Source organism: Polynucleobacter hallstattensis, assembly GCF_018881835.1.
GTDB classification, from domain to species: Bacteria; Pseudomonadota; Gammaproteobacteria; order Burkholderiales; family Burkholderiaceae; genus Polynucleobacter; species Polynucleobacter hallstattensis.
Genome location: NZ_JACVPO010000001.1, coordinates 563,311 through 579,494 on the forward strand (window position 1 = coordinate 563,311; position 16,184 = coordinate 579,494).

Here is a 16,184-nt window from a genome sequence, read left to right on the forward strand (position 1 = left end):
TTAATAAATTACTTTTTGTTCTTTTAAATCTGGAAGAAGATTGCTACAACGCAAGCTAATCCAATCAGCCACACGATTGACCTAGTAGTTGGCCAATTAGCCAAATAGCAAATGAGATAGGCAATGCGCGTCAGTACAAATCCAATTGCCAATAAATCAATCCTACCTTGCGGTGCATCGCTTATAGATGCAATGATCACCGCAGCAAAGAAGAGGGGGAGAGATTCAAAAAGGTTGGCTTGCGCAGCATTGGCTCGCGCCCTAAATCCCGTCTGTTGAGCAAGCCATTGTCTAGGCATGCCATTGTCATAACCCTCAAATCCTTTTTTTGCGATACCTGTTGCTACATAGGGAAAGAGTCCCATGAACAATACACACCCATAAGCAATAGTCATAACTGTCCTTTTTTCTTGGAGCCAATACGACTTTCTTTGCCATTCAAGAGATTGGCAATATTGCTGCGATGACGCCAGATCAATAGAAGACACACTACCAGCAGCGCAATGCCCATCGGCTGAAAGCCAAACAAAAATACAAAATAGATTGGGCCAAAAATTGCAGCCGCCAAAGCAGCTAAGGATGAGTAGCGCATAAACATCGCCACAATAATCCAGGTGCTTAAAGTTGCTAAGCCCAAAGTCCAATTAATACCAAACAAAATGCCGCAGGCAGTAGCAACACCTTTCCCACCCTTGAAGCTATGGAATATCGGAAATAAATGTCCTAAGAAAACAGCAATCACAACACCACATAACAACCAAGAGCTGAGTGTTGATGTTAAAGATTCATCGCCGAGCGATACTCTCGCTAACATGACTGCGAAATAGCCCTTTAAGGCATCGCCAATCAAAGTGAGCACAGCTGCCAACTTATTACCCGTTCTGAGAACATTGGTTGCGCCTGGATTACCAGAGCCATAAGAATGGGGGTCAGGCAAACGCATGCACTTGCTCACCACCACCGCAAAAGAGATCGAACCGATCAGGTAGGAGATCGGAATGAGCAATAGATCTAAAGTTAAATTCATGGTGCTATCTTAAACACTTATCTAGTTAACTAATTTTGGCTTGCCAACCCTAGCTAAAATGCTATATACTATTGCTATATACACAAGGAGGATGCCATGTCAATCGCAATTACCACGGTGTTTACCAATAATCGCAGCCAAGCAGTCAGATTGCCGGCAGAAGCCCGTTTACCGGATGAGGTAAAAAAAGTTATTGTCCGTATTCGCGGTCGTGAGCGAATTATTACGCCGCTTGAAAACACTTGGGATAACTTTTTCCTAAGCGGACCATCTGTGTCTAATGACTTTATGAATGAACGCGGGGAACAAAAACCGGTTAAGCGAGAAGACCTTTAATGCTCAAGTATTTACTAGACACCAATATTGTTATTTACGTACTCAAGCGCAGACCAGTGGAAGTATTGAAGATTTTCAACACGAATGCGAGTCGCATGGCAATTTCAAGCATCACCTTATCTGAATTAATTTATGGAGCAGAGAAGAGTCCCAATGTCGATAAGAATTTAGAGGCAATAGAGGAGTTCATTAGCCATCTAGAGGTTCTCCCTTATGACGCAAAAGCCTCTCAACACTACGGACAAATTAAAGCAGCGCTAGGGCGAAAGGGTGAAGTAATCGGTGAGAATGATATTCATATTGCTGCCCACGCAATTAGCCAGGGGCTTATCCTAGTAACGAATAATTTACGAGAATTTAAAAGAGTTGCAAACCTTGCTCTAGAGAACTGGGTTGAGGCCTAAATTTAGAGACGTGCCATAGCAAAATCCCCTGGAAACACAGGTTAAGAGCCCCTGGGATGATGCTGCTGATGAATCGACTTCAGACGCTCTCTAGCAACGTGGGTATAGATCTGCGTAGTCGAGATATCAGCATGACCCAAAAGGAGCTGTACCACCCTTAAATCAGCCCCATGATTGAGTAAATGGGTAGCAAAAGCATGGCGTAAGGTATGGGGAGATAAGGCAACAGGAATATTAGCAATAGTGGCGTAGCGCTTGATCAGCGCCCAGAAAGCCTGACGAGTTAAGCCAGTTCCAGTATGACGCCCCACAAATACCGCGTCCGAAGTTTTACCTTCTAGCAATGGCGTTCTGGCCTCAGCCAAGTATCGGCGCAACCACTGCCCTGCCTCACCACCAAATGGAACTAGTCGTTCTTTACCGCCCTTACCATTCACCACCCGGATAACACCTTCATTTAATCCTAGAGCAACTGTCTTTAAGGAAACGATTTCTGAGACACGCAAGCCGCTGGCATACATTAATTCCAACATGGTGCGATCACGCAATCCTAGCGAAGTCTCCACATCGGGGGCATTCAGCAAGGCGGTAACCTGATCTTCACTTAAGGTCTTAGGGAAACGTAGTGCTTGTTTTGCAGCACGTAAACCAATGCAAGGATCACTTTTAACTAAGTTCATACGCAGAGCATGACGATAAAAGCGCTTGAATACCGTCAACCGACGATTAGCAGTGGTTGCTTTATCTGCGCGTCGATGCGCAATGTATGCAGTGAGATCTTTTTCGGAAACCTGGTAGAGATCAGCACCTGAATCTGTTTGAAGCCACTGAGCCAAGAGCAATAGGTCTCGGCGATAGGCAGATAAACTGTTTTTTGCCAAGCCATTCTCCAACCAGCAAGCATCACAGAAGCGCTCGATGGCTTCGGCACTCAATAGAGGAATATCAGGGTGCTGGTTTCGAGTGCCGACCATTGCTAGGTTTTAAATTAACAAGGGAGGGTTGAATCGCCCTAGAAAAATCAAAGTATTCAGAAGCATCTTGCGTCTTCCAAAAAGCACGTTCCTCGCTTTCACTACAAAAGACGGGAATAGCCTTAGCTTTTCTGGGCGATTTTGTGGTCATGCAGTCAATTAGTCACGGAAATTATTAAAGCCTAATGGAGCCTCGCTGACTTCTTTCTTAAGCATGGCCATAGTCTCTTGCAAGTCATCGCGCTTAGTACCCGTAACACGCACCGCATCACCCTGAATGCTCGCCTGAACTTTGATCTTACTGTCTTTGATGATGCGCACTACTTTTTTAGCTAACTCTGAAGTAATCCCTTTTTGGATCTTCATGGTTTGCTTGCGCTTATCACTACCAATAGTCTCTTTTTTGTCGTCTTTGAGGTAACGCACGTCCACATTGCGTTTAGCCATCTTGCCGTAGAGAACGTCGCGAACTTGACCCAATTTAAAGTCGTCATCACCAAATAAGATCAAAGTCTCATCCTTTTGCTCAACTCGGCTATCAGAGCCTTTAAAGTCAAAACGATTGGTAATTTCTTTATTAGATTGCTCGATTGCGTTTTTCAACTCAATCATGTCTGGCTCACACACTACGTCAAATGAGGGCATCTCAAACTCCTTAAATAATCTGGGTAATCAATTCTGCAAATTCAATCAATGCATTGTTACTTTTCAAGTTTTTCCATAAATTACGAACAGAAACTCGAACACGAATAAGATTGTGGCATGAACTCCGCGAAAAATGCGCCCAATCCAGCAAAATTGACCCCTAATCTGGGGCTCAAGCACCGGAATAGCTTTGGTCTGGATTCCACAGCGGAATTGGCGTACGAGATCACATCCGCGGATCAGTTACCAGCCCTCATGAAAGAACTCGGGGATAAAAAACTTGCTTGGCGAGTATTGGGCGGTGGCAGCAATGTCATCCTTCCAGAGTCTTTACTAGGGGCAACACTGCTGATCAAAATTCTAGGTCAGGAAATCATCAAGGCTGATCAGAAATATTCATGGCTCTCCGTGGGCGCAGGGGTCAATTGGCATGAATTGGTTTCCTGGACACTAGAACACGATCTCCCAGGACTTGAGAACCTTGCCCTCATCCCAGGAACAGTTGGCGCGGCACCGATTCAAAACATTGGGGCATACGGAGTTGAGATAGGCGAATATATCGACAGTATTGAAGCATTTGATGCTGTGGCCCATGCCTTTGTCACTCTCCCGCAAGAGGCATGCCAGTTTGCCTATCGCGATAGCTACTTTAAGCAAAATCCCAATCGATTTATCGTGACAAAGGTCGTTTTTAAAATCCCCAAATCTTGGCAAGCACGGTTGCAGTATGCCGATCTGGCAAAGCAATTTTCTGAAGAAAACTCTAGCCCAAGTGCAAAGCAAATTTTTGATGCCGTATGCGCAATTCGATCTCAAAAATTGCCAGACCCCAAAGTCATTGGCAATGCAGGAAGTTTTTTCCAAAACCCGATTGTCAGCACTGAACAATGCGAGCAGCTGGTCCAGCAATTTCCGAGCCTGGTTTCTTATCCAGATAGCAATGGCAAACGCAAGTTGGCAGCTGGATGGCTGATTGATCAATGTGGCTTTAAAGGCAAACGTGTTGGCTCTGTAGGCGTTTATGAAAAGCAAGCGCTAGTACTAGTGAATCATGGTGGCGGGACATCAACCGATATCCTCAATCTTGCAAAAAGCATTCGAGAAGAAGTTTTAAAGAAATTTCATGTGAAGCTCGAGATTGAGCCAAATATTCTGTAAAGAAGTTTTGGCAGACTCACAAAATCAGCTCAGCAGGCTTTCTTCCTCGTGTGCCACTGATCATACTGAGCCTGCTGACTCAACCAAACATCTGCACTACCTCCATTTTTAATGCCCAACCATTTCTCGAGGCGTAAGGCCATATCTGGCGAAATAGTAGATCTACCATTCATTAAATAAGAAAGTGCAGCACTCGAAATACCTAATTGATGTGCAGCCTCAGTTACACCCATACCTAGAGCAGGGAGTATGTCTTCTTTGATTATCAAACCTGGGTGTGGTGGGTTATGCATCTGTCTATTTTTGCTCTTGGAGTCAGTGTCGTAATGGTAACTTTTTTAATAGACATTCATAAAAGTAGGGCCACTTTTCAACATTCTGTTATATTGCAATTTGCAATATAATTGCACCATGAGAGTGATTACAAACCGTCGCCTGCTAGAGTTTTCAGCAAAGCATAGAGACGCTCGGGAAGCACTCCAGGCTTGGCGAAAGTTGATGGAATTCAGCTTTTGTAAGAACTTTTCTGAATTAAAGAAAGTGTTTGCATCGGCAGACAAAGTACACGATTTATATGTATTTAATATTTGTGGAAATAAGTATCGTCTGGTGGCATACCTCCAATTCGAAAGGCAGCTCTGTTATATCAAGGCTGTATTAACTCACAAAGACTATGATAAAGATGGGTGGAAGAAATGAACTTAAATGATCTTCAAAAAGCTTGGAATGCCCTTGCAAAGACCGTTGATCTCAGCCCTATTCATTCCGAAAAACAATACCGGAAAATGGTTGAACTTGCAGATATGTTGAGCGATGTCATCGGCTTATCCAAAAAACATCCTCTTCTAAACTTATTTGAACTGGCAAGCGAATTAATCCGAGCCTATGATCTAGAACACTTTGATGTCCCAGATGCGAAACCCCAAGAGCTTCTTTCTTTTTTAATGGAACAGCATGGCCTTAAGCAATCTGATTTGCCTGAGGTTGGTAATCAAAGCGTTATCTCTCAAATTCTTTCTGGCACTCGCGAACTTAATGTTCGCCAAATTAATTCTTTGGCAAAACGATTTAAGGTACCAGCTGGGGTATTTTTTGAGCGCGCCTATTAATCAATCTGAAGATTAATCGGCTAACTCTCCTTTACCTTAGAAAACTCCACCTCTACCCGCCCCTCTGCCAGTCGCACCTGAAATACGCTTTCTGTATTGAGCTCGTTGGGGCTGCGCACTGCATGCATTGCTCGCTCCTCTTTACTCAAGATGACTGCATAACCCCGCTCTAGAGTTCTTTGTGGGTTCAGCATTTCAAGTTGAGACTGGAAATGGCTTTGATCACGCTTCCAATTTTCAACTCTCACTAGCCATGCTTGGTTTAGTCGTTTTTGCCAACCGCTAATTTGCTCACGCATACGATCAGGGTTAGGGAGAGCATGACTGAGACGCAAGGCTAATTGATCCAAGGTTTGTGCTTCGCGCTCAACTCGCTGGCTCACTCTTTGTAGCAATGCTTGCATGATGGCATCTAACTCCTGCAACATTTGATCGCGTCGTGGCGCTGCTAATTCTGCCGCGCCCGTAGGTGTAGGTGCACGCAAGTCTGCAACAAAATCAGCAATCGTGACATCAGTTTCATGTCCAACGCCGCTCACAATCGGAATGGGTGATTGCGCAATCGCATATGCCAACTGCTCATCATTAAATGCCCAGAGGTCCTCAATACTGCCACCGCCACGAACTAGCAAGATCACATCGACTGCGTGTTCTTTTTCAGCGGCCTTCAGCGCAGAAATAATTCCAGCGGGAGCATCAGGTCCTTGAACCAATGTTGGGTAAATCACAATCGGTATGTGCGGGGCTCTTCTAGCCAATGTGCTCAATACATCTTTGAGGGCTGCTGCTTGCGGCGAAGTAATAATGCCGATCGATCTCGGATGCGTGGGAATTGGGCGCTTATTCTCAGCATCAAATAAGCCCTCTTTAGCGAGTTTGGCCTTGAGCTTCAAAAAGGCTTCATATAGACCACCCATACCTGCACGTCGCATGCTTTGCACCGTCAGCTGAATGTCCCCACGTGGAACATAAAACCCGAGATTGGCAGCGACTTCGACTAAATCCCCAGATTGAGGCATAAATCCGACTTGCCCATTGCGACCGCGGAACATCACGCAGCGAATTTGCCCCTCTTCGTCCTTCAAGGAGAAATACCAGTGCCCGCTGTCATAAGCCTTGAAATTGGAAATCTCCCCGCTCACCCAAACGGTATCGAAGCGCTCCTCTAAAGAGCTTGCAATGGCGCGGTTAAGATCGCCAACACTCAGAATTTCCCTTGATATTTCCGACATTTTTTCTCTTTTTCTACACAACTAGTAGGCTTTGCGACCAATAAATATCCACAGAAGCCAATACGCCCTAGGTTGAATACTCAAAAGTAAGTAATTACTGACCCAAAACGTCTCATAAATCCAACAAAGCAATTACAAGCCATTGATTTATATCAATAATTCATCAGACCAATTTTAGGACGTTTTCCTTAAAACCACCCACTTTGACCATCAATCAAGGACTTACAGCACACTTAATGAAAAGTTTTGCACAGAGTTATCCACAGGCTAGCTTTATGAAAACCGGTTTTTAATTCAGCTAAAGTACTGAGCTTATGTACTCAATCTTACTGTCTGCTGGCTGGCCTATCTGGCCCCTTCTCATCATCTCCATTATCGGGCTGGCTATTGTCATTGAGCGCGCCTGGTATCTGCGGCAAGTTCATATCTTCCCCAAAGACAGTTTAGAAACCGTATTTGGTCTCGCCAATACCATTTCCCAGCAAAAAACAGTCTCAGAGCCTGAAATTAGCGCCATTGGCCAACTTTCTCCCGTAGGCAGTCTCTTTGCCTGCATCCTTCGGGAAAAAGCCTCTGGCAATACTGCAGATTCAGCCTTAGAAGAACTACAAGCCAGCGCTCAATCCACTTGGCTAAAGCTAGAGCGCTATCTTGGCATCTTGGCCACCATCGCGACTGTTGCCCCTTTATTGGGACTATTTGGAACAGTGGTTGGCATGATTGAAATTTTTGGTAGCCAGGGTGTCGGCAATCCACAACAATTGGCACATGGCATCTCGATTGCTCTGTACAACACGGCTTTTGGCTTGCTGATCGCGATTCCTGCTTTAGCTGCATGGCGTGGTCTGCGCGCTATGGCAAGTCAACGCCAACATGAGTGTGAAGAATTTACTCGTCAATTATTTAAAAAGCTCTATCCCAACAATACCAACTCTACGGATAACAAGTGAGTTGGTTAGACAATAAGCTTCATCATCGGGGTAGATTTTTTCTAGGGACGAATACATCCCCAGTAGAGCCAGAGATCAATCTCATCCCCTTTATTGATGTGCTATTGGTAGTGCTGATCTTTTTGATGATCTCTACTACTTTTACTCGTTACCAAGAGCTGGCTATCACCCTACCGACTGCCAATGGCGCAGCAAGCCAGTCGGAGGTAAAACAAATTCATATTGCAGTGAGTCGTGATGGACGCTTTGCGATTAACGGCAAGGTGACCGATCGCAGCCAACTGAGCAATAGCCTCAGTGCCCTCAATAAAGAGGCTTCCATTCAAGTCAATATCGATGCGGATGCTAAAGCGCCGCACCAGGCGGTCATGAGCGCCCTAGAAGCAGCGCGTGATGCCAACCTAGCAAATATCGTATTTAGCAGTCAAACTACTAAGAAATAATTCAACACAACAGAAACATTGAGCCCAACCAGTCGCCTTTAATGTCAACGCCCAAAAAATCTTCTTTCTTCAATAAAGCCCCCCAGTTTTGGGAAAGACGTGGGCCAACGAGTCTGGTGCTTTGGCCTCTATCTAAGATTTATGGCTGGATAAATCAAGTATTAGATTTAGTAAACGATCTGAACCTAGGTACACGTAAACCAGCGCCAGTACCAATCATTATTGTTGGCAACATCCGCGTAGGCGGTACCGGTAAGACGCCTATCGTGATTGCGCTTGCTGAGCAACTCGCACGCATGGGTTGGAAGCCCGGAATTATTAGTAGAGGTTATGGTGCCACCGCATCAAGCAGGCCTCGTCAAGTCAATAGCGATTCCAATCCTGCAGAAGTTGGTGATGAACCTGTCTTAATTGCTAAGCGGACAGAAAATCAATTTCCGATTTGGGTGCATCCTAAGAGAACCCTCAGCATTCAGTCTCTATTGAAACAAGACCCCTCTGTAAACGTCATCATCAGCGATGATGGCTTGCAGCATCGCAGTCTCCTACGTTGGCCAGCAAGAGAAGGTGGTCGCGATATTGAATTCGTAGTACGTGATCAACGAGGCGAAGGCAATGGCTTCTTGCTACCCGCCGGCCCCTTACGTGAGCCTGTATCCCGCGAGCGAGATGCCACTTTAATGACTGGTACGAGCTCACCTACCGCTAGCCATGTTGATGAATACTACTTAGGGCGACGCGCTTTCACACTGAGCAGTCAACTGGGTACCCCTTATCAACTGAATAATCCAAGCAATCAATTATCTTTATCCTCCATTGCAGACACCTATCTTCCAAACAAGATTACTGCTATCGCTGCAATTGGCAATCCTCAACGTTTTTTTGATGACTTACTGAAACAAGGTGTTGCAGGCAAGTACATTGGCCTAGCTGATCACGCTATCTACACCCCAGAATTTTTCTCCGCCATCAATGCTGAATGCATCCTCATTACCGAAAAGGATGCCGTAAAATGCACTTTGATACAGGATGAACGCATTTGGGTGGTTCCGATGAGTTTAGATACCCCAAATACATTGTCAGAATGGTTGCAGTTGATCTTGCAAAGACCCGACCCAAATCAATACACTTTATAAAAGATAGCAAAGATCAAATATGGACAAGCGCTTATTAGAGATTTTGGTCTGCCCTTTGTGCAAAAGTACTTTGCATTTGGATGCAGAAAAACACGAGCTCATCTGTAAAGCGGACCGCTTGGCTTACCCTATTCGAAATGACATTCCTGTCATGCTCGTTGATGAAGCCCGCAGCCTTTCTGCTGACGAAGTCAATTAATCATTGATTCAGCACAATTGAGTACATGAGCATTAAGATCCCAGAGTTTTTAGTTGTTATCCCGGCAAGGCTAGGTTCAACACGCTTGCCTCGCAAGCCACTAGCTGACATTGGTGGCAAGCCGATGGTGATTCGTGTGGCTGAACGTGCTCAGCAATCTTTGGCTCAAAGTGTTGTGGTCGCAACCGATTCCCCGGAAATACAAGCGGCGTGCGATGAATATCGTATCGAGTGTTTATTAACTAGCGCCGATCATCCCACTGGTACAGACCGCATTGCGGAAGTAGCTCAACTATTAAAACTTCCAGCAGACGCCTTAGTGGTTAATGTTCAGGGTGATGAACCTCTCATTCCGCCAGAGCTGATCAATCAGGTTGCTCAAACTTTGGCCGACAATGCTGCATGTGCAATTTCGACTGTGGCAGTACCCATTGTTGATACCGCAGAAATTACTAATCCCAATGTAGTCAAGGTAGTCCTCAACCGCGCTAATGAGGCGCTCTACTTCTCTAGAGCCACCATTCCTTTTGTTCGGGATCCGGACTCGAAGCAAGCCATCACCCATTTACGTCATTTGGGTATCTATGCCTACCGCGCCGACTTTTTGGAGGCTTATACCCGCCTTGAACCGGCTCCGCCTGAGCGAGCAGAGGCCCTAGAGCAGCTGCGCGCCCTCTGGAATGGCTACCGTATTGCAGTCCATACAGCCAGCGAAGCCCCACCAGCCGGTGTTGACACCGCTGAAGACCTTGAGCGGGTTCGTCGCATCATTGCCAGCTAGCCCAGAATCTGGTTATTCGGGGGTTCTCGGGGATAATCCTAGGAATTAGTAACAAAGGATCCCGAAAAAATACGGGACAATGATGGTCTTCTAAGGGGAAAACAATGCGGTTAATTCTGCTCGGTGCACCAGGTGCTGGCAAAGGAACACAAGCTCAGTTCATTTGCGAAAAATTTGCCATTCCACAAATCTCGACAGGCGATATGTTGCGCGCTGCCGTTAAAGCTGGAACTGAACTTGGCATTGCTGCTAAAAAAATTATGGATGCTGGCGGCCTCGTTTCTGACGACATCATCATTGGCTTAGTGAAAGATCGCTTAACTCAGCCTGATTGCAGCAAGGGCTATTTGTTTGACGGTTTCCCAAGAACCATTCCCCAAGCACAAGCCATGAAAGATGCTGGCGTGCCAATCGATTACGTTTTAGAAATCGATGTACCGTTTGATGCCATCATCGATCGCATGAGCGGTCGTCGCGTTCACCCTGCCTCAGGTCGCACTTATCACGTCACTTTCAACCCACCAAAAGTGGAAGGGAAAGATGATGTCACTGGTGAAGCTTTGATTCAGCGTGATGACGACAAAGAAGAAACGGTTCGTAAGCGCTTGCAGGTATACAACGACCAGACTCGTCCACTAGTGGAGTATTACTCGACTTGGGCAACGCAAACTAATGCAGCTGACAAAGTAAAGGCTCCCTCCTATCGCAAGGTCAGTGGCACTGGTAGCGTTGATGACATTACCGCCTCCATCTTTGCGCAATTAAAATAATTAACATCATCACTGATTAAAGGGGTTGCTTTTGCAGCCCCTTTTTCTTTGGCTCAACATCCGCACCTCCTAAACCACATATGCCGCATGGTTGAATATAAGGATATTATGTAATATTATCTTTTTTACATAACATTACATAAGATCCTTATATATGGACCCGCGAAACAACCCCTTTTCACCTGGCGCAGGCTCTGCACCGCCTGAACTATCAGGGCGTGATAAGACAATAGAAGACGTATCGATTGCCTTGCATCGCATTAGAAAAGGGCTATCGGCAAAAAGCATCTTGATGGTTGGTCTTCGAGGAGTTGGAAAAACCGTCCTGCTTAATAGGCTAAAAAATGATGCCGAATCGGAGGGTTTAGTCTGTGTTCAGTTTGAATCGCCTGAAAACCGAAACCTACCAGCGATGATTGTTCCAAGTCTAAGGGCGGCTCTACTCAAGCTGAATCGATTATCTGGGCTGAGTGAAGCTGTTACTAAGGCAGTAAGAATACTTGGCAGCTTTATTTCTTCTGCAAAAGTTAAATATGAGGGTATGGAATTTGGATTCGAACTAGGGTCTGAGCCTGGGGTTGCGGACACTGGTGATCTTGATTACGACCTCTCAGAACTCTTGCAAGCTATTGGTGAGGCGGCCAAGGAAAAGGGTACGGCGGTTGTTCTTTTCATCGATGAATTGCAATATGTTCCAGAAATCGAACTCGCAGCGCTCATCTCAGCGCTACATGCATGTGCTCAGAAAAAGTTACCTGTGGCTTTGGTGGGTGCAGGTCTCCCACAGTTAGTTGGGAACGTAGGAAGAGCCAAGTCTTATGCTGAGCGATTATTTGACTTCCCCGAAATAGGTCCACTCCCACCAGAGGCTGCTACTGAAGCCTTGCAACGCCCGGTCGGTCAGCATCAGGTAAGTTTTGAAGCTGAGGCTATCGATGAAATCCTTAAGCAAACTAAAGGCTACCCATACTTTCTACAGGAGTGGGGCAGCATGTGTTGGGGGGTTGCAAAAACTCAGATTATTACGGCGGAAGATGCACTAGTAGCAACGGAATTAGCCATACTTCAATTAGACTCAAGTTTTTTTCGTGTCAGATTTGACAGATGCACGCCCATGGAAAAAAACTATCTCAGAGCTATGGCCGGCATAAATAGTCAAACCCCGAGATCAGGTGATATTGCACTAGCAATGAATAAAGAGGTTCATCAGATAGCCCCCCTAAGACAATCTTTGATCAGCAAAGGGATGGTTTATAGCCCGGCACATGGTGATACAGCCTTTACGGTGCCTCTTTTTTCCGACTACATGAAGCGAATGTTGCTGTAATTACTTCAACTCTTTCAGCGCACTCTCAAAAGATTCAATATCAGCAAAGCTTCTATAGACAGAAGCAAAGCGAATGTAAGCGACTTTATCTAAGCGCTTGAGTTCGCGCATCACCAACTCACCTACGCGTTCACTTGGAATTTCTTTTTCGCCGAGGCTGAGCAACTTTTCTTCAATACGAGCAATTGCCTCATCCACAGAATCAGAGGAGACCGGTCGCTTGCGTAATGCCAGCTTAATTGAGCTAGCCAGCTTATCGTGGCTGTAATCAACACGGCTGCCGTTCTTCTTGACAATTGCTGGCAACACCAGCTCTACACGTTCATAAGTCGTAAATCGTTTATCGCATTTCGCACAACGGCGACGACGGCGAATGGTATCGCCTTCGTCCGATACCCGAGTATCTAGAACCTGGGTATCGTCGTTATGGCAAAAGGGGCAGCGCAATGGATGCTCGCTTAACCGTAAACCGGGAAGCGCTTAGTAAGCTCTGCAACTTGAGCACGCACCTTAGCGATATTGTCAGCATCATTTGGATTATCTAAAACATCGGCAATGAAATTACCCACTTGACGTGCTTCCACTTCCTTGAAGCCACGTGTTGTCATTGCTGGTGAACCCAAACGAATACCACTCGTCACCATTGGTTTTTCTGGATCGTTTGGAATGCCGTTCTTGTTGCAAGTGATGTGTGCTTCACCCAATACGCGCTCCGCTTCTTTACCAGTCATTTTCTTGGCGCGTAAATCTACCAACATCACATGAGAATCTGTACCACCAGAAACAATCCGCAGACCACGTGAGATCAAAGTCTCAGCCAAGGCTTTTGCGTTAGCAATCACTTGTTTTTGATACTCGATAAAGCTGGGCTCTTGCGCCTCTTTAAATGCAGTCGCCTTAGCAGCAATCACATGCATCAAAGGACCGCCTTGCAAGCCTGGGAATACCGCAGAGTTAATGGCTTTCTCGTGCTCAGCTTTCATCAAGATGATGCCGCCGCGAGGACCACGCAGGCTCTTGTGCGTTGTGGAAGTCACAATGTCAGCATGTGGCACTGGGTTTGGATACACGCCAGCAGCAATCAAACCGGAGTAATGCGCCATGTCGACCATAAAAATGGCGCCGACTTCTTTAGCCAACTTACCAATACGCTCCCAATCAATCACGAGAGAGTAGGCAGATGCGCCAGCAATAATTAACTTAGGCTTATGCTCACGAGCTAAGCGCTCCATTTGTTCGTAATCGATCGCTTCGTTTTTATCGAGGCCATAAGAAATGGGGTTAAACCACTTACCACTCATATTCAAAGCCATACCGTGGGTCAAGTGACCGCCTTCAGCCAGACTCATTCCCATAAAGGTATCGCCAGGCTTTAAGAAAGCTAAAAATACCGCTTGGTTTGCAGATGCGCCGCAATGGGGCTGAACGTTCGCCGCTTCAGCACCATACAAAGCCTTCACTCGATCAATAGCCAACTGCTCAGCTACGTCAACAAATTCACAACCGCCGTAATACCGCTTGCCTGGGTAGCCTTCAGCGTACTTATTAGTCAACTGAGAGCCTTGTGCCTGCATCACTGCTGGAGAGGCATAGTTCTCAGAGGCAATCAGTTCAATATGGTCTTCCTGACGCTTATTTTCATTCTGAATCGATGCCCATAATTCGGGGTCAGTTTTGGCTAAAGTATTTTGGCGGTCAAACATGGTCATAATCCTGATGAAGTTGTATTGCTGAGTGAATTAACTTAGTAAAATCAACCTACATAATACAAAATCCACCATGACCACCACACAAGACCTCTCATTCCTTTCCCTAGTCCTGAATGCCAGCCTATTAGTACAGTTAGTAATGTTGTTATTACTAAGCATGTCTGTAGCCTCTTGGACCATCATTTTTAAGAAAACTGCCATTTTGCGGGGCGTAAGACAAGATACAGAGCGTTTTGAGCGGGATTTTTGGTCCGGCGGCGACCTCAATACCCTCCTAGAGGCAGCCCAGCGTAATACCCGTAGTGATGCCGTTTTAGAGCATATCTTTGAAGCAGGTATGCAAGAATTCATGAAAGTTCGTGAAATCGATGCTGCCCGCCGCGCTATGAAAGCCACCTATCAGCGCGAAATGGACATGCTGGAAGCCAATCTACCCTTCTTAGCCTCCGTAGGCTCAGTTTCCCCTTATATCGGCCTCTTTGGCACTGTTTGGGGCATCATGCATGCCTTCCGCGGTCTGGCTAACGTACAAAATGCCACTCTGGCGGCAGTCGCCCCCGGTATTGCTGAAGCCCTTGTAGCTACTGCAATCGGTCTTTTTGCTGCTATTCCTGCGGTGGTTGCCTATAACCGCGCAGCAACGGATGTTGATCGTTTGGCAATTCGTTTTGAAACCTTCATCGAAGAATTTACCAATATCTTGCAACGTCAAACTTCAGGCAAATAAGCATGGCTGGCTCACTCAGAAAATCTTCTAAGCGTCGGGCAATGGCCGACATCAATGTGGTTCCTTACATTGATGTGATGTTAGTGTTGCTGGTCATCTTTATGGTGACCGCGCCCATGGTGAATCCCGGTGTTGTGAATCTGCCAACAGTTGGCGGTGCAAAAGTACAATCATTGCCACCAGTCTTTTTAACAATCGATGCCAATGAAAATGTCATCGTGCGCAAAGATGGTGATCCCGTTCAAACCTTAAGCAAATTTGAACTCGGTGCATTTGCAAGATCACAAGCAGAAAAATCTGCTGAGCAGCCTGTCGTTCTTGCTGCAGACAAATCCATCAAATATGAAGTAGTCATGGATGTCATGTCCAAGCTAAAAGAAAATGGTGTGAAACGTGTCGGTCTTGCTGTGAAGAGTCAATAAGCCTCTTCGTACTGATTACATGAATAGCGCGCAAACTTTTCGTTCAAGCCCATCAAACTTTAAACGAGGCCGCCCCACTAAAAACGAAAGTACTAAACTGGCTTTTAGTTTTTCACTGGCTGCGCACTTAGGCTTACTTGCTTTCTTGGTCATCGGCATTAGCTGGAATAACTCAACCCCTTCCGGAGTTGAAGTGGAGCTTTGGGATGCCAGTCAACAGGTCGAAACACCTGTCGTTCCTGAAATCAAAACCGAGATGAAGGAAGAGGCAGCCGACATCGCGATCAAGAAAAAACAAGTTGAGAAAGAGTCTCCTAAAAAAGAGGTGAAAGAAACACCAAAGCCAGTTACTCCAGTCAAACCTACTCCACCCAAGGAGAAGGAAAAAGAGAAGCCTAAAAAGGCTGAAGCACCAAAAGCTGCAACGCCAGCAGAAACTAAAGCCAATGCCGCTGTTGAAAAAGTGCGTGCAGATCAGTTGGCGCGCTTACGTGCAGCAGCTGGCGCTGAAGGTGGTAGCGGCGGTACTAGTGGCAGCGGTGTTGGCGGTGGTGGCAATGCACCTCCCGGCTGGACAGATAAGGTGGTTAAGAAAGTAAAGCCTCTCATCGTATTTAATCCAGAATCGATTAGTGGCAATCCTGCAGCAGTCGTTAAAGTCAATCTGGCACCCGATGGCGTAATCTTAAGTACAGATCTAGTCAGCTCAAGTGGCAATGCTGGCTGGGATCGCGCAGTTCTCCTCGCACTAACTCGCGCAGAAAGTCTGCCGAAAGACGACAATGGCAAAATTCCTCAAAGAGAAGTTAAGCTGACCTTTAAACCCAAGGACTAA

Annotated in this window: 24 protein-coding genes; 15 read left to right on the plus strand and 9 right to left on the minus strand. The window is 46.0% G+C overall.

Going from position 1 to position 16,184, the window contains the following annotated elements; all coding sequences use genetic code 11:
* Positions 1-23: 23 nt before the first annotated feature.
* Together ICN26_RS02915 and plsY are read right to left on the minus strand one after the other, a co-directional pair.
* On the minus strand, positions 24-395 hold the full coding sequence (locus ICN26_RS02915; RefSeq protein ID WP_216266755.1) for an MAPEG family protein: 372 nt from the start codon (positions 393-395) through the stop codon (positions 24-26).
* Complete coding sequence (gene plsY, locus ICN26_RS02920) at positions 392-1,027, minus strand: glycerol-3-phosphate 1-O-acyltransferase PlsY (RefSeq protein ID WP_216266757.1); 636 nt, start codon at positions 1,025-1,027, stop codon at positions 392-394. Before plsY ends, ICN26_RS02915 begins: the two co-directional genes overlap by 4 nt.
* Positions 1,028-1,123: 96 nt before the next feature.
* Here plsY and vapB point away from each other — a divergent pair, with 96 nt between their 5' ends.
* Both vapB and vapC read left to right on the plus strand, forming a co-directional pair.
* On the plus strand, positions 1,124-1,363 hold the full coding sequence (gene vapB, locus ICN26_RS02925) for a type II toxin-antitoxin system VapB family antitoxin (protein WP_216860359.1): 240 nt from the start codon (positions 1,124-1,126) through the stop codon (positions 1,361-1,363).
* Positions 1,363-1,767 carry a type II toxin-antitoxin system tRNA(fMet)-specific endonuclease VapC gene (gene vapC, locus ICN26_RS02930; protein ID WP_216266759.1) on the plus strand — a complete coding sequence of 135 codons (405 nt, stop codon included), beginning with the start codon at positions 1,363-1,365 and terminating at the stop codon, positions 1,765-1,767. The genes vapB and vapC overlap by 1 nt, the downstream gene beginning before the upstream one ends.
* Before the next feature lie 41 nt (positions 1,768-1,808).
* Here the strand turns inward: vapC and xerD are convergent, their stop codons facing one another.
* The 3 genes from xerD to ICN26_RS02945 are packed head-to-tail and all read right to left on the minus strand — an operon-like array spanning position 1,809 to position 3,386.
* Entirely contained in the window at positions 1,809-2,741 is a 933-nt protein-coding gene (gene xerD / locus ICN26_RS02935) for a site-specific tyrosine recombinase XerD (protein ID WP_216266761.1), read from the minus strand.
* Positions 2,713-2,892: a CopG family antitoxin gene (locus ICN26_RS11070; RefSeq protein ID WP_216266763.1), complete on the minus strand. Its 180-nt coding sequence runs from the start codon at positions 2,890-2,892 to the stop codon at positions 2,713-2,715. The genes xerD and ICN26_RS11070 overlap by 29 nt, the downstream gene beginning before the upstream one ends.
* 8 nt (positions 2,893-2,900) lie before the next feature.
* The gene (locus tag ICN26_RS02945) at positions 2,901-3,386 is read right to left on the minus strand and encodes a YajQ family cyclic di-GMP-binding protein (protein ID WP_046329570.1); all 486 of its coding nucleotides are present in this window, start codon (positions 3,384-3,386) and stop codon (positions 2,901-2,903) included.
* A 117-nt stretch (positions 3,387-3,503) separates the two neighbouring features.
* On the opposite strand from ICN26_RS02945, the gene murB reads away from it, so the two are divergent.
* Positions 3,504-4,544, plus strand: coding sequence for a UDP-N-acetylmuramate dehydrogenase (gene murB, locus ICN26_RS02950; protein WP_216266765.1), 1,041 nt, complete (start codon positions 3,504-3,506; stop codon positions 4,542-4,544).
* A gap of 29 nt (positions 4,545-4,573) precedes the next feature.
* On the opposite strand, the gene ICN26_RS02955 is transcribed toward murB, so the two are convergent.
* Positions 4,574-4,837 carry a HigA family addiction module antitoxin gene (locus ICN26_RS02955; RefSeq protein WP_216266767.1) on the minus strand — a complete coding sequence of 88 codons (264 nt, stop codon included), beginning with the start codon at positions 4,835-4,837 and terminating at the stop codon, positions 4,574-4,576.
* Positions 4,838-4,955: 118 nt separating this feature from the next.
* On the opposite strand from ICN26_RS02955, the gene ICN26_RS11075 reads away from it, so the two are divergent.
* Both ICN26_RS11075 and ICN26_RS02965 read left to right on the plus strand, forming a co-directional pair.
* Positions 4,956-5,243, plus strand: coding sequence for a type II toxin-antitoxin system HigB family toxin (locus ICN26_RS11075; protein ID WP_216266769.1), 288 nt, complete (start codon positions 4,956-4,958; stop codon positions 5,241-5,243).
* Positions 5,240-5,653, plus strand: coding sequence for a helix-turn-helix domain-containing protein (locus ICN26_RS02965; RefSeq protein WP_216266772.1), 414 nt, complete (start codon positions 5,240-5,242; stop codon positions 5,651-5,653). The genes ICN26_RS11075 and ICN26_RS02965 overlap by 4 nt, the downstream gene beginning before the upstream one ends.
* A gap of 20 nt (positions 5,654-5,673) precedes the next feature.
* On the opposite strand, the gene xseA is transcribed toward ICN26_RS02965, so the two are convergent.
* Positions 5,674-6,885, minus strand: coding sequence for an exodeoxyribonuclease VII large subunit (gene xseA, locus ICN26_RS02970; protein WP_216266774.1), 1,212 nt, complete (start codon positions 6,883-6,885; stop codon positions 5,674-5,676).
* 314 nt (positions 6,886-7,199) lie between these two features.
* Between xseA and ICN26_RS02975 the strand changes: the two genes are divergently transcribed.
* The 7 genes from ICN26_RS02975 (at position 7,200) to ICN26_RS03005 (ending at position 12,491) form a co-directional block, all read left to right on the plus strand.
* Positions 7,200-7,835 carry a MotA/TolQ/ExbB proton channel family protein gene (locus ICN26_RS02975; protein ID WP_216266776.1) on the plus strand — a complete coding sequence of 212 codons (636 nt, stop codon included), beginning with the start codon at positions 7,200-7,202 and terminating at the stop codon, positions 7,833-7,835.
* On the plus strand, positions 7,832-8,278 hold the full coding sequence (locus ICN26_RS02980) for an ExbD/TolR family protein (RefSeq protein WP_216266778.1): 447 nt from the start codon (positions 7,832-7,834) through the stop codon (positions 8,276-8,278). The genes ICN26_RS02975 and ICN26_RS02980 overlap by 4 nt, the downstream gene beginning before the upstream one ends.
* A gap of 41 nt (positions 8,279-8,319) precedes the next feature.
* Complete coding sequence (gene lpxK / locus ICN26_RS02985) at positions 8,320-9,414, plus strand: tetraacyldisaccharide 4'-kinase (protein WP_216266780.1); 1,095 nt, start codon at positions 8,320-8,322, stop codon at positions 9,412-9,414.
* Positions 9,415-9,433: 19 nt separating this feature from the next.
* Positions 9,434-9,613, plus strand: a complete 180-nt coding sequence (locus ICN26_RS02990) for a Trm112 family protein (RefSeq protein WP_216266782.1) — start codon at positions 9,434-9,436, stop codon at positions 9,611-9,613.
* Positions 9,614-9,638: 25 nt separating this feature from the next.
* Positions 9,639-10,394, plus strand: coding sequence for a 3-deoxy-manno-octulosonate cytidylyltransferase (kdsB, locus tag ICN26_RS02995; protein ID WP_216266784.1), 756 nt, complete (start codon positions 9,639-9,641; stop codon positions 10,392-10,394).
* Positions 10,395-10,498: 104 nt separating this feature from the next.
* A complete protein-coding gene (adk, locus tag ICN26_RS03000; RefSeq protein ID WP_216266786.1) occupies positions 10,499-11,164 on the plus strand; it encodes an adenylate kinase in 666 nt (221 codons plus the stop codon).
* Positions 11,165-11,318: 154 nt separating this feature from the next.
* Entirely contained in the window at positions 11,319-12,491 is a 1,173-nt protein-coding gene (locus tag ICN26_RS03005) for an ATP-binding protein (protein ID WP_216266788.1), read from the plus strand.
* On the opposite strand, the gene nrdR is transcribed toward ICN26_RS03005, so the two are convergent.
* Together nrdR and glyA are read right to left on the minus strand one after the other, a co-directional pair.
* On the minus strand, positions 12,492-12,938 hold the full coding sequence (gene nrdR, locus ICN26_RS03010) for a transcriptional regulator NrdR (RefSeq protein WP_215365132.1): 447 nt from the start codon (positions 12,936-12,938) through the stop codon (positions 12,492-12,494).
* A gap of 11 nt (positions 12,939-12,949) precedes the next feature.
* Complete coding sequence (gene glyA, locus ICN26_RS03015) at positions 12,950-14,194, minus strand: serine hydroxymethyltransferase (RefSeq protein ID WP_216266790.1); 1,245 nt, start codon at positions 14,192-14,194, stop codon at positions 12,950-12,952.
* A gap of 76 nt (positions 14,195-14,270) precedes the next feature.
* Between glyA and tolQ the strand changes: the two genes are divergently transcribed.
* From tolQ to tolA, 3 genes are read left to right on the plus strand one after another with little or no spacing between them, the layout of a single operon-like run.
* Complete coding sequence (gene tolQ, locus ICN26_RS03020; RefSeq protein ID WP_216266792.1) at positions 14,271-14,927, plus strand: protein TolQ; 657 nt, start codon at positions 14,271-14,273, stop codon at positions 14,925-14,927.
* 2 nt (positions 14,928-14,929) lie between these two features.
* Positions 14,930-15,349: an ExbD/TolR family protein gene (locus ICN26_RS03025; protein ID WP_216266794.1), complete on the plus strand. Its 420-nt coding sequence runs from the start codon at positions 14,930-14,932 to the stop codon at positions 15,347-15,349.
* 19 nt (positions 15,350-15,368) lie between these two features.
* The gene (tolA, locus tag ICN26_RS03030) at positions 15,369-16,184 is read left to right on the plus strand and encodes a cell envelope integrity protein TolA (protein ID WP_216266796.1); all 816 of its coding nucleotides are present in this window, start codon (positions 15,369-15,371) and stop codon (positions 16,182-16,184) included.

Coding starts and splice junctions, on each gene's coding strand:
- ICN26_RS02915 (WP_216266755.1), bottom strand. CDS start 395: ATGACTATTGCTTATGGGTGTGTATTGTTCATGGGACTCTTTCCCTAT.
- plsY (WP_216266757.1), bottom strand. CDS start 1,027: ATGAATTTAACTTTAGATCTATTGCTCATTCCGATCTCCTACCTGATC.
- vapB (WP_216860359.1), top strand. CDS start 1,124: ATGTCAATCGCAATTACCACGGTGTTTACCAATAATCGCAGCCAAGCA.
- vapC (WP_216266759.1), top strand. CDS start 1,363: ATGCTCAAGTATTTACTAGACACCAATATTGTTATTTACGTACTCAAG.
- xerD (WP_216266761.1), bottom strand. CDS start 2,741: ATGGTCGGCACTCGAAACCAGCACCCTGATATTCCTCTATTGAGTGCC.
- ICN26_RS11070 (WP_216266763.1), bottom strand. CDS start 2,892: ATGACCACAAAATCGCCCAGAAAAGCTAAGGCTATTCCCGTCTTTTGT.
- ICN26_RS02945 (WP_046329570.1), bottom strand. CDS start 3,386: ATGCCCTCATTTGACGTAGTGTGTGAGCCAGACATGATTGAGTTGAAA.
- murB (WP_216266765.1), top strand. CDS start 3,504: ATGAACTCCGCGAAAAATGCGCCCAATCCAGCAAAATTGACCCCTAAT.
- ICN26_RS02955 (WP_216266767.1), bottom strand. CDS start 4,837: ATGCATAACCCACCACACCCAGGTTTGATAATCAAAGAAGACATACTC.
- ICN26_RS11075 (WP_216266769.1), top strand. CDS start 4,956: ATGAGAGTGATTACAAACCGTCGCCTGCTAGAGTTTTCAGCAAAGCAT.
- ICN26_RS02965 (WP_216266772.1), top strand. CDS start 5,240: ATGAACTTAAATGATCTTCAAAAAGCTTGGAATGCCCTTGCAAAGACC.
- xseA (WP_216266774.1), bottom strand. CDS start 6,885: ATGTCGGAAATATCAAGGGAAATTCTGAGTGTTGGCGATCTTAACCGC.
- ICN26_RS02975 (WP_216266776.1), top strand. CDS start 7,200: ATGTACTCAATCTTACTGTCTGCTGGCTGGCCTATCTGGCCCCTTCTC.
- lpxK (WP_216266780.1), top strand. CDS start 8,320: ATGTCAACGCCCAAAAAATCTTCTTTCTTCAATAAAGCCCCCCAGTTT.
- ICN26_RS02990 (WP_216266782.1), top strand. CDS start 9,434: ATGGACAAGCGCTTATTAGAGATTTTGGTCTGCCCTTTGTGCAAAAGT.
- kdsB (WP_216266784.1), top strand. CDS start 9,639: ATGAGCATTAAGATCCCAGAGTTTTTAGTTGTTATCCCGGCAAGGCTA.
- adk (WP_216266786.1), top strand. CDS start 10,499: ATGCGGTTAATTCTGCTCGGTGCACCAGGTGCTGGCAAAGGAACACAA.
- ICN26_RS03005 (WP_216266788.1), top strand. CDS start 11,319: ATGGACCCGCGAAACAACCCCTTTTCACCTGGCGCAGGCTCTGCACCG.
- glyA (WP_216266790.1), bottom strand. CDS start 14,194: ATGTTTGACCGCCAAAATACTTTAGCCAAAACTGACCCCGAATTATGG.
- tolQ (WP_216266792.1), top strand. CDS start 14,271: ATGACCACCACACAAGACCTCTCATTCCTTTCCCTAGTCCTGAATGCC.
- ICN26_RS03025 (WP_216266794.1), top strand. CDS start 14,930: ATGGCTGGCTCACTCAGAAAATCTTCTAAGCGTCGGGCAATGGCCGAC.
- tolA (WP_216266796.1), top strand. CDS start 15,369: ATGAATAGCGCGCAAACTTTTCGTTCAAGCCCATCAAACTTTAAACGA.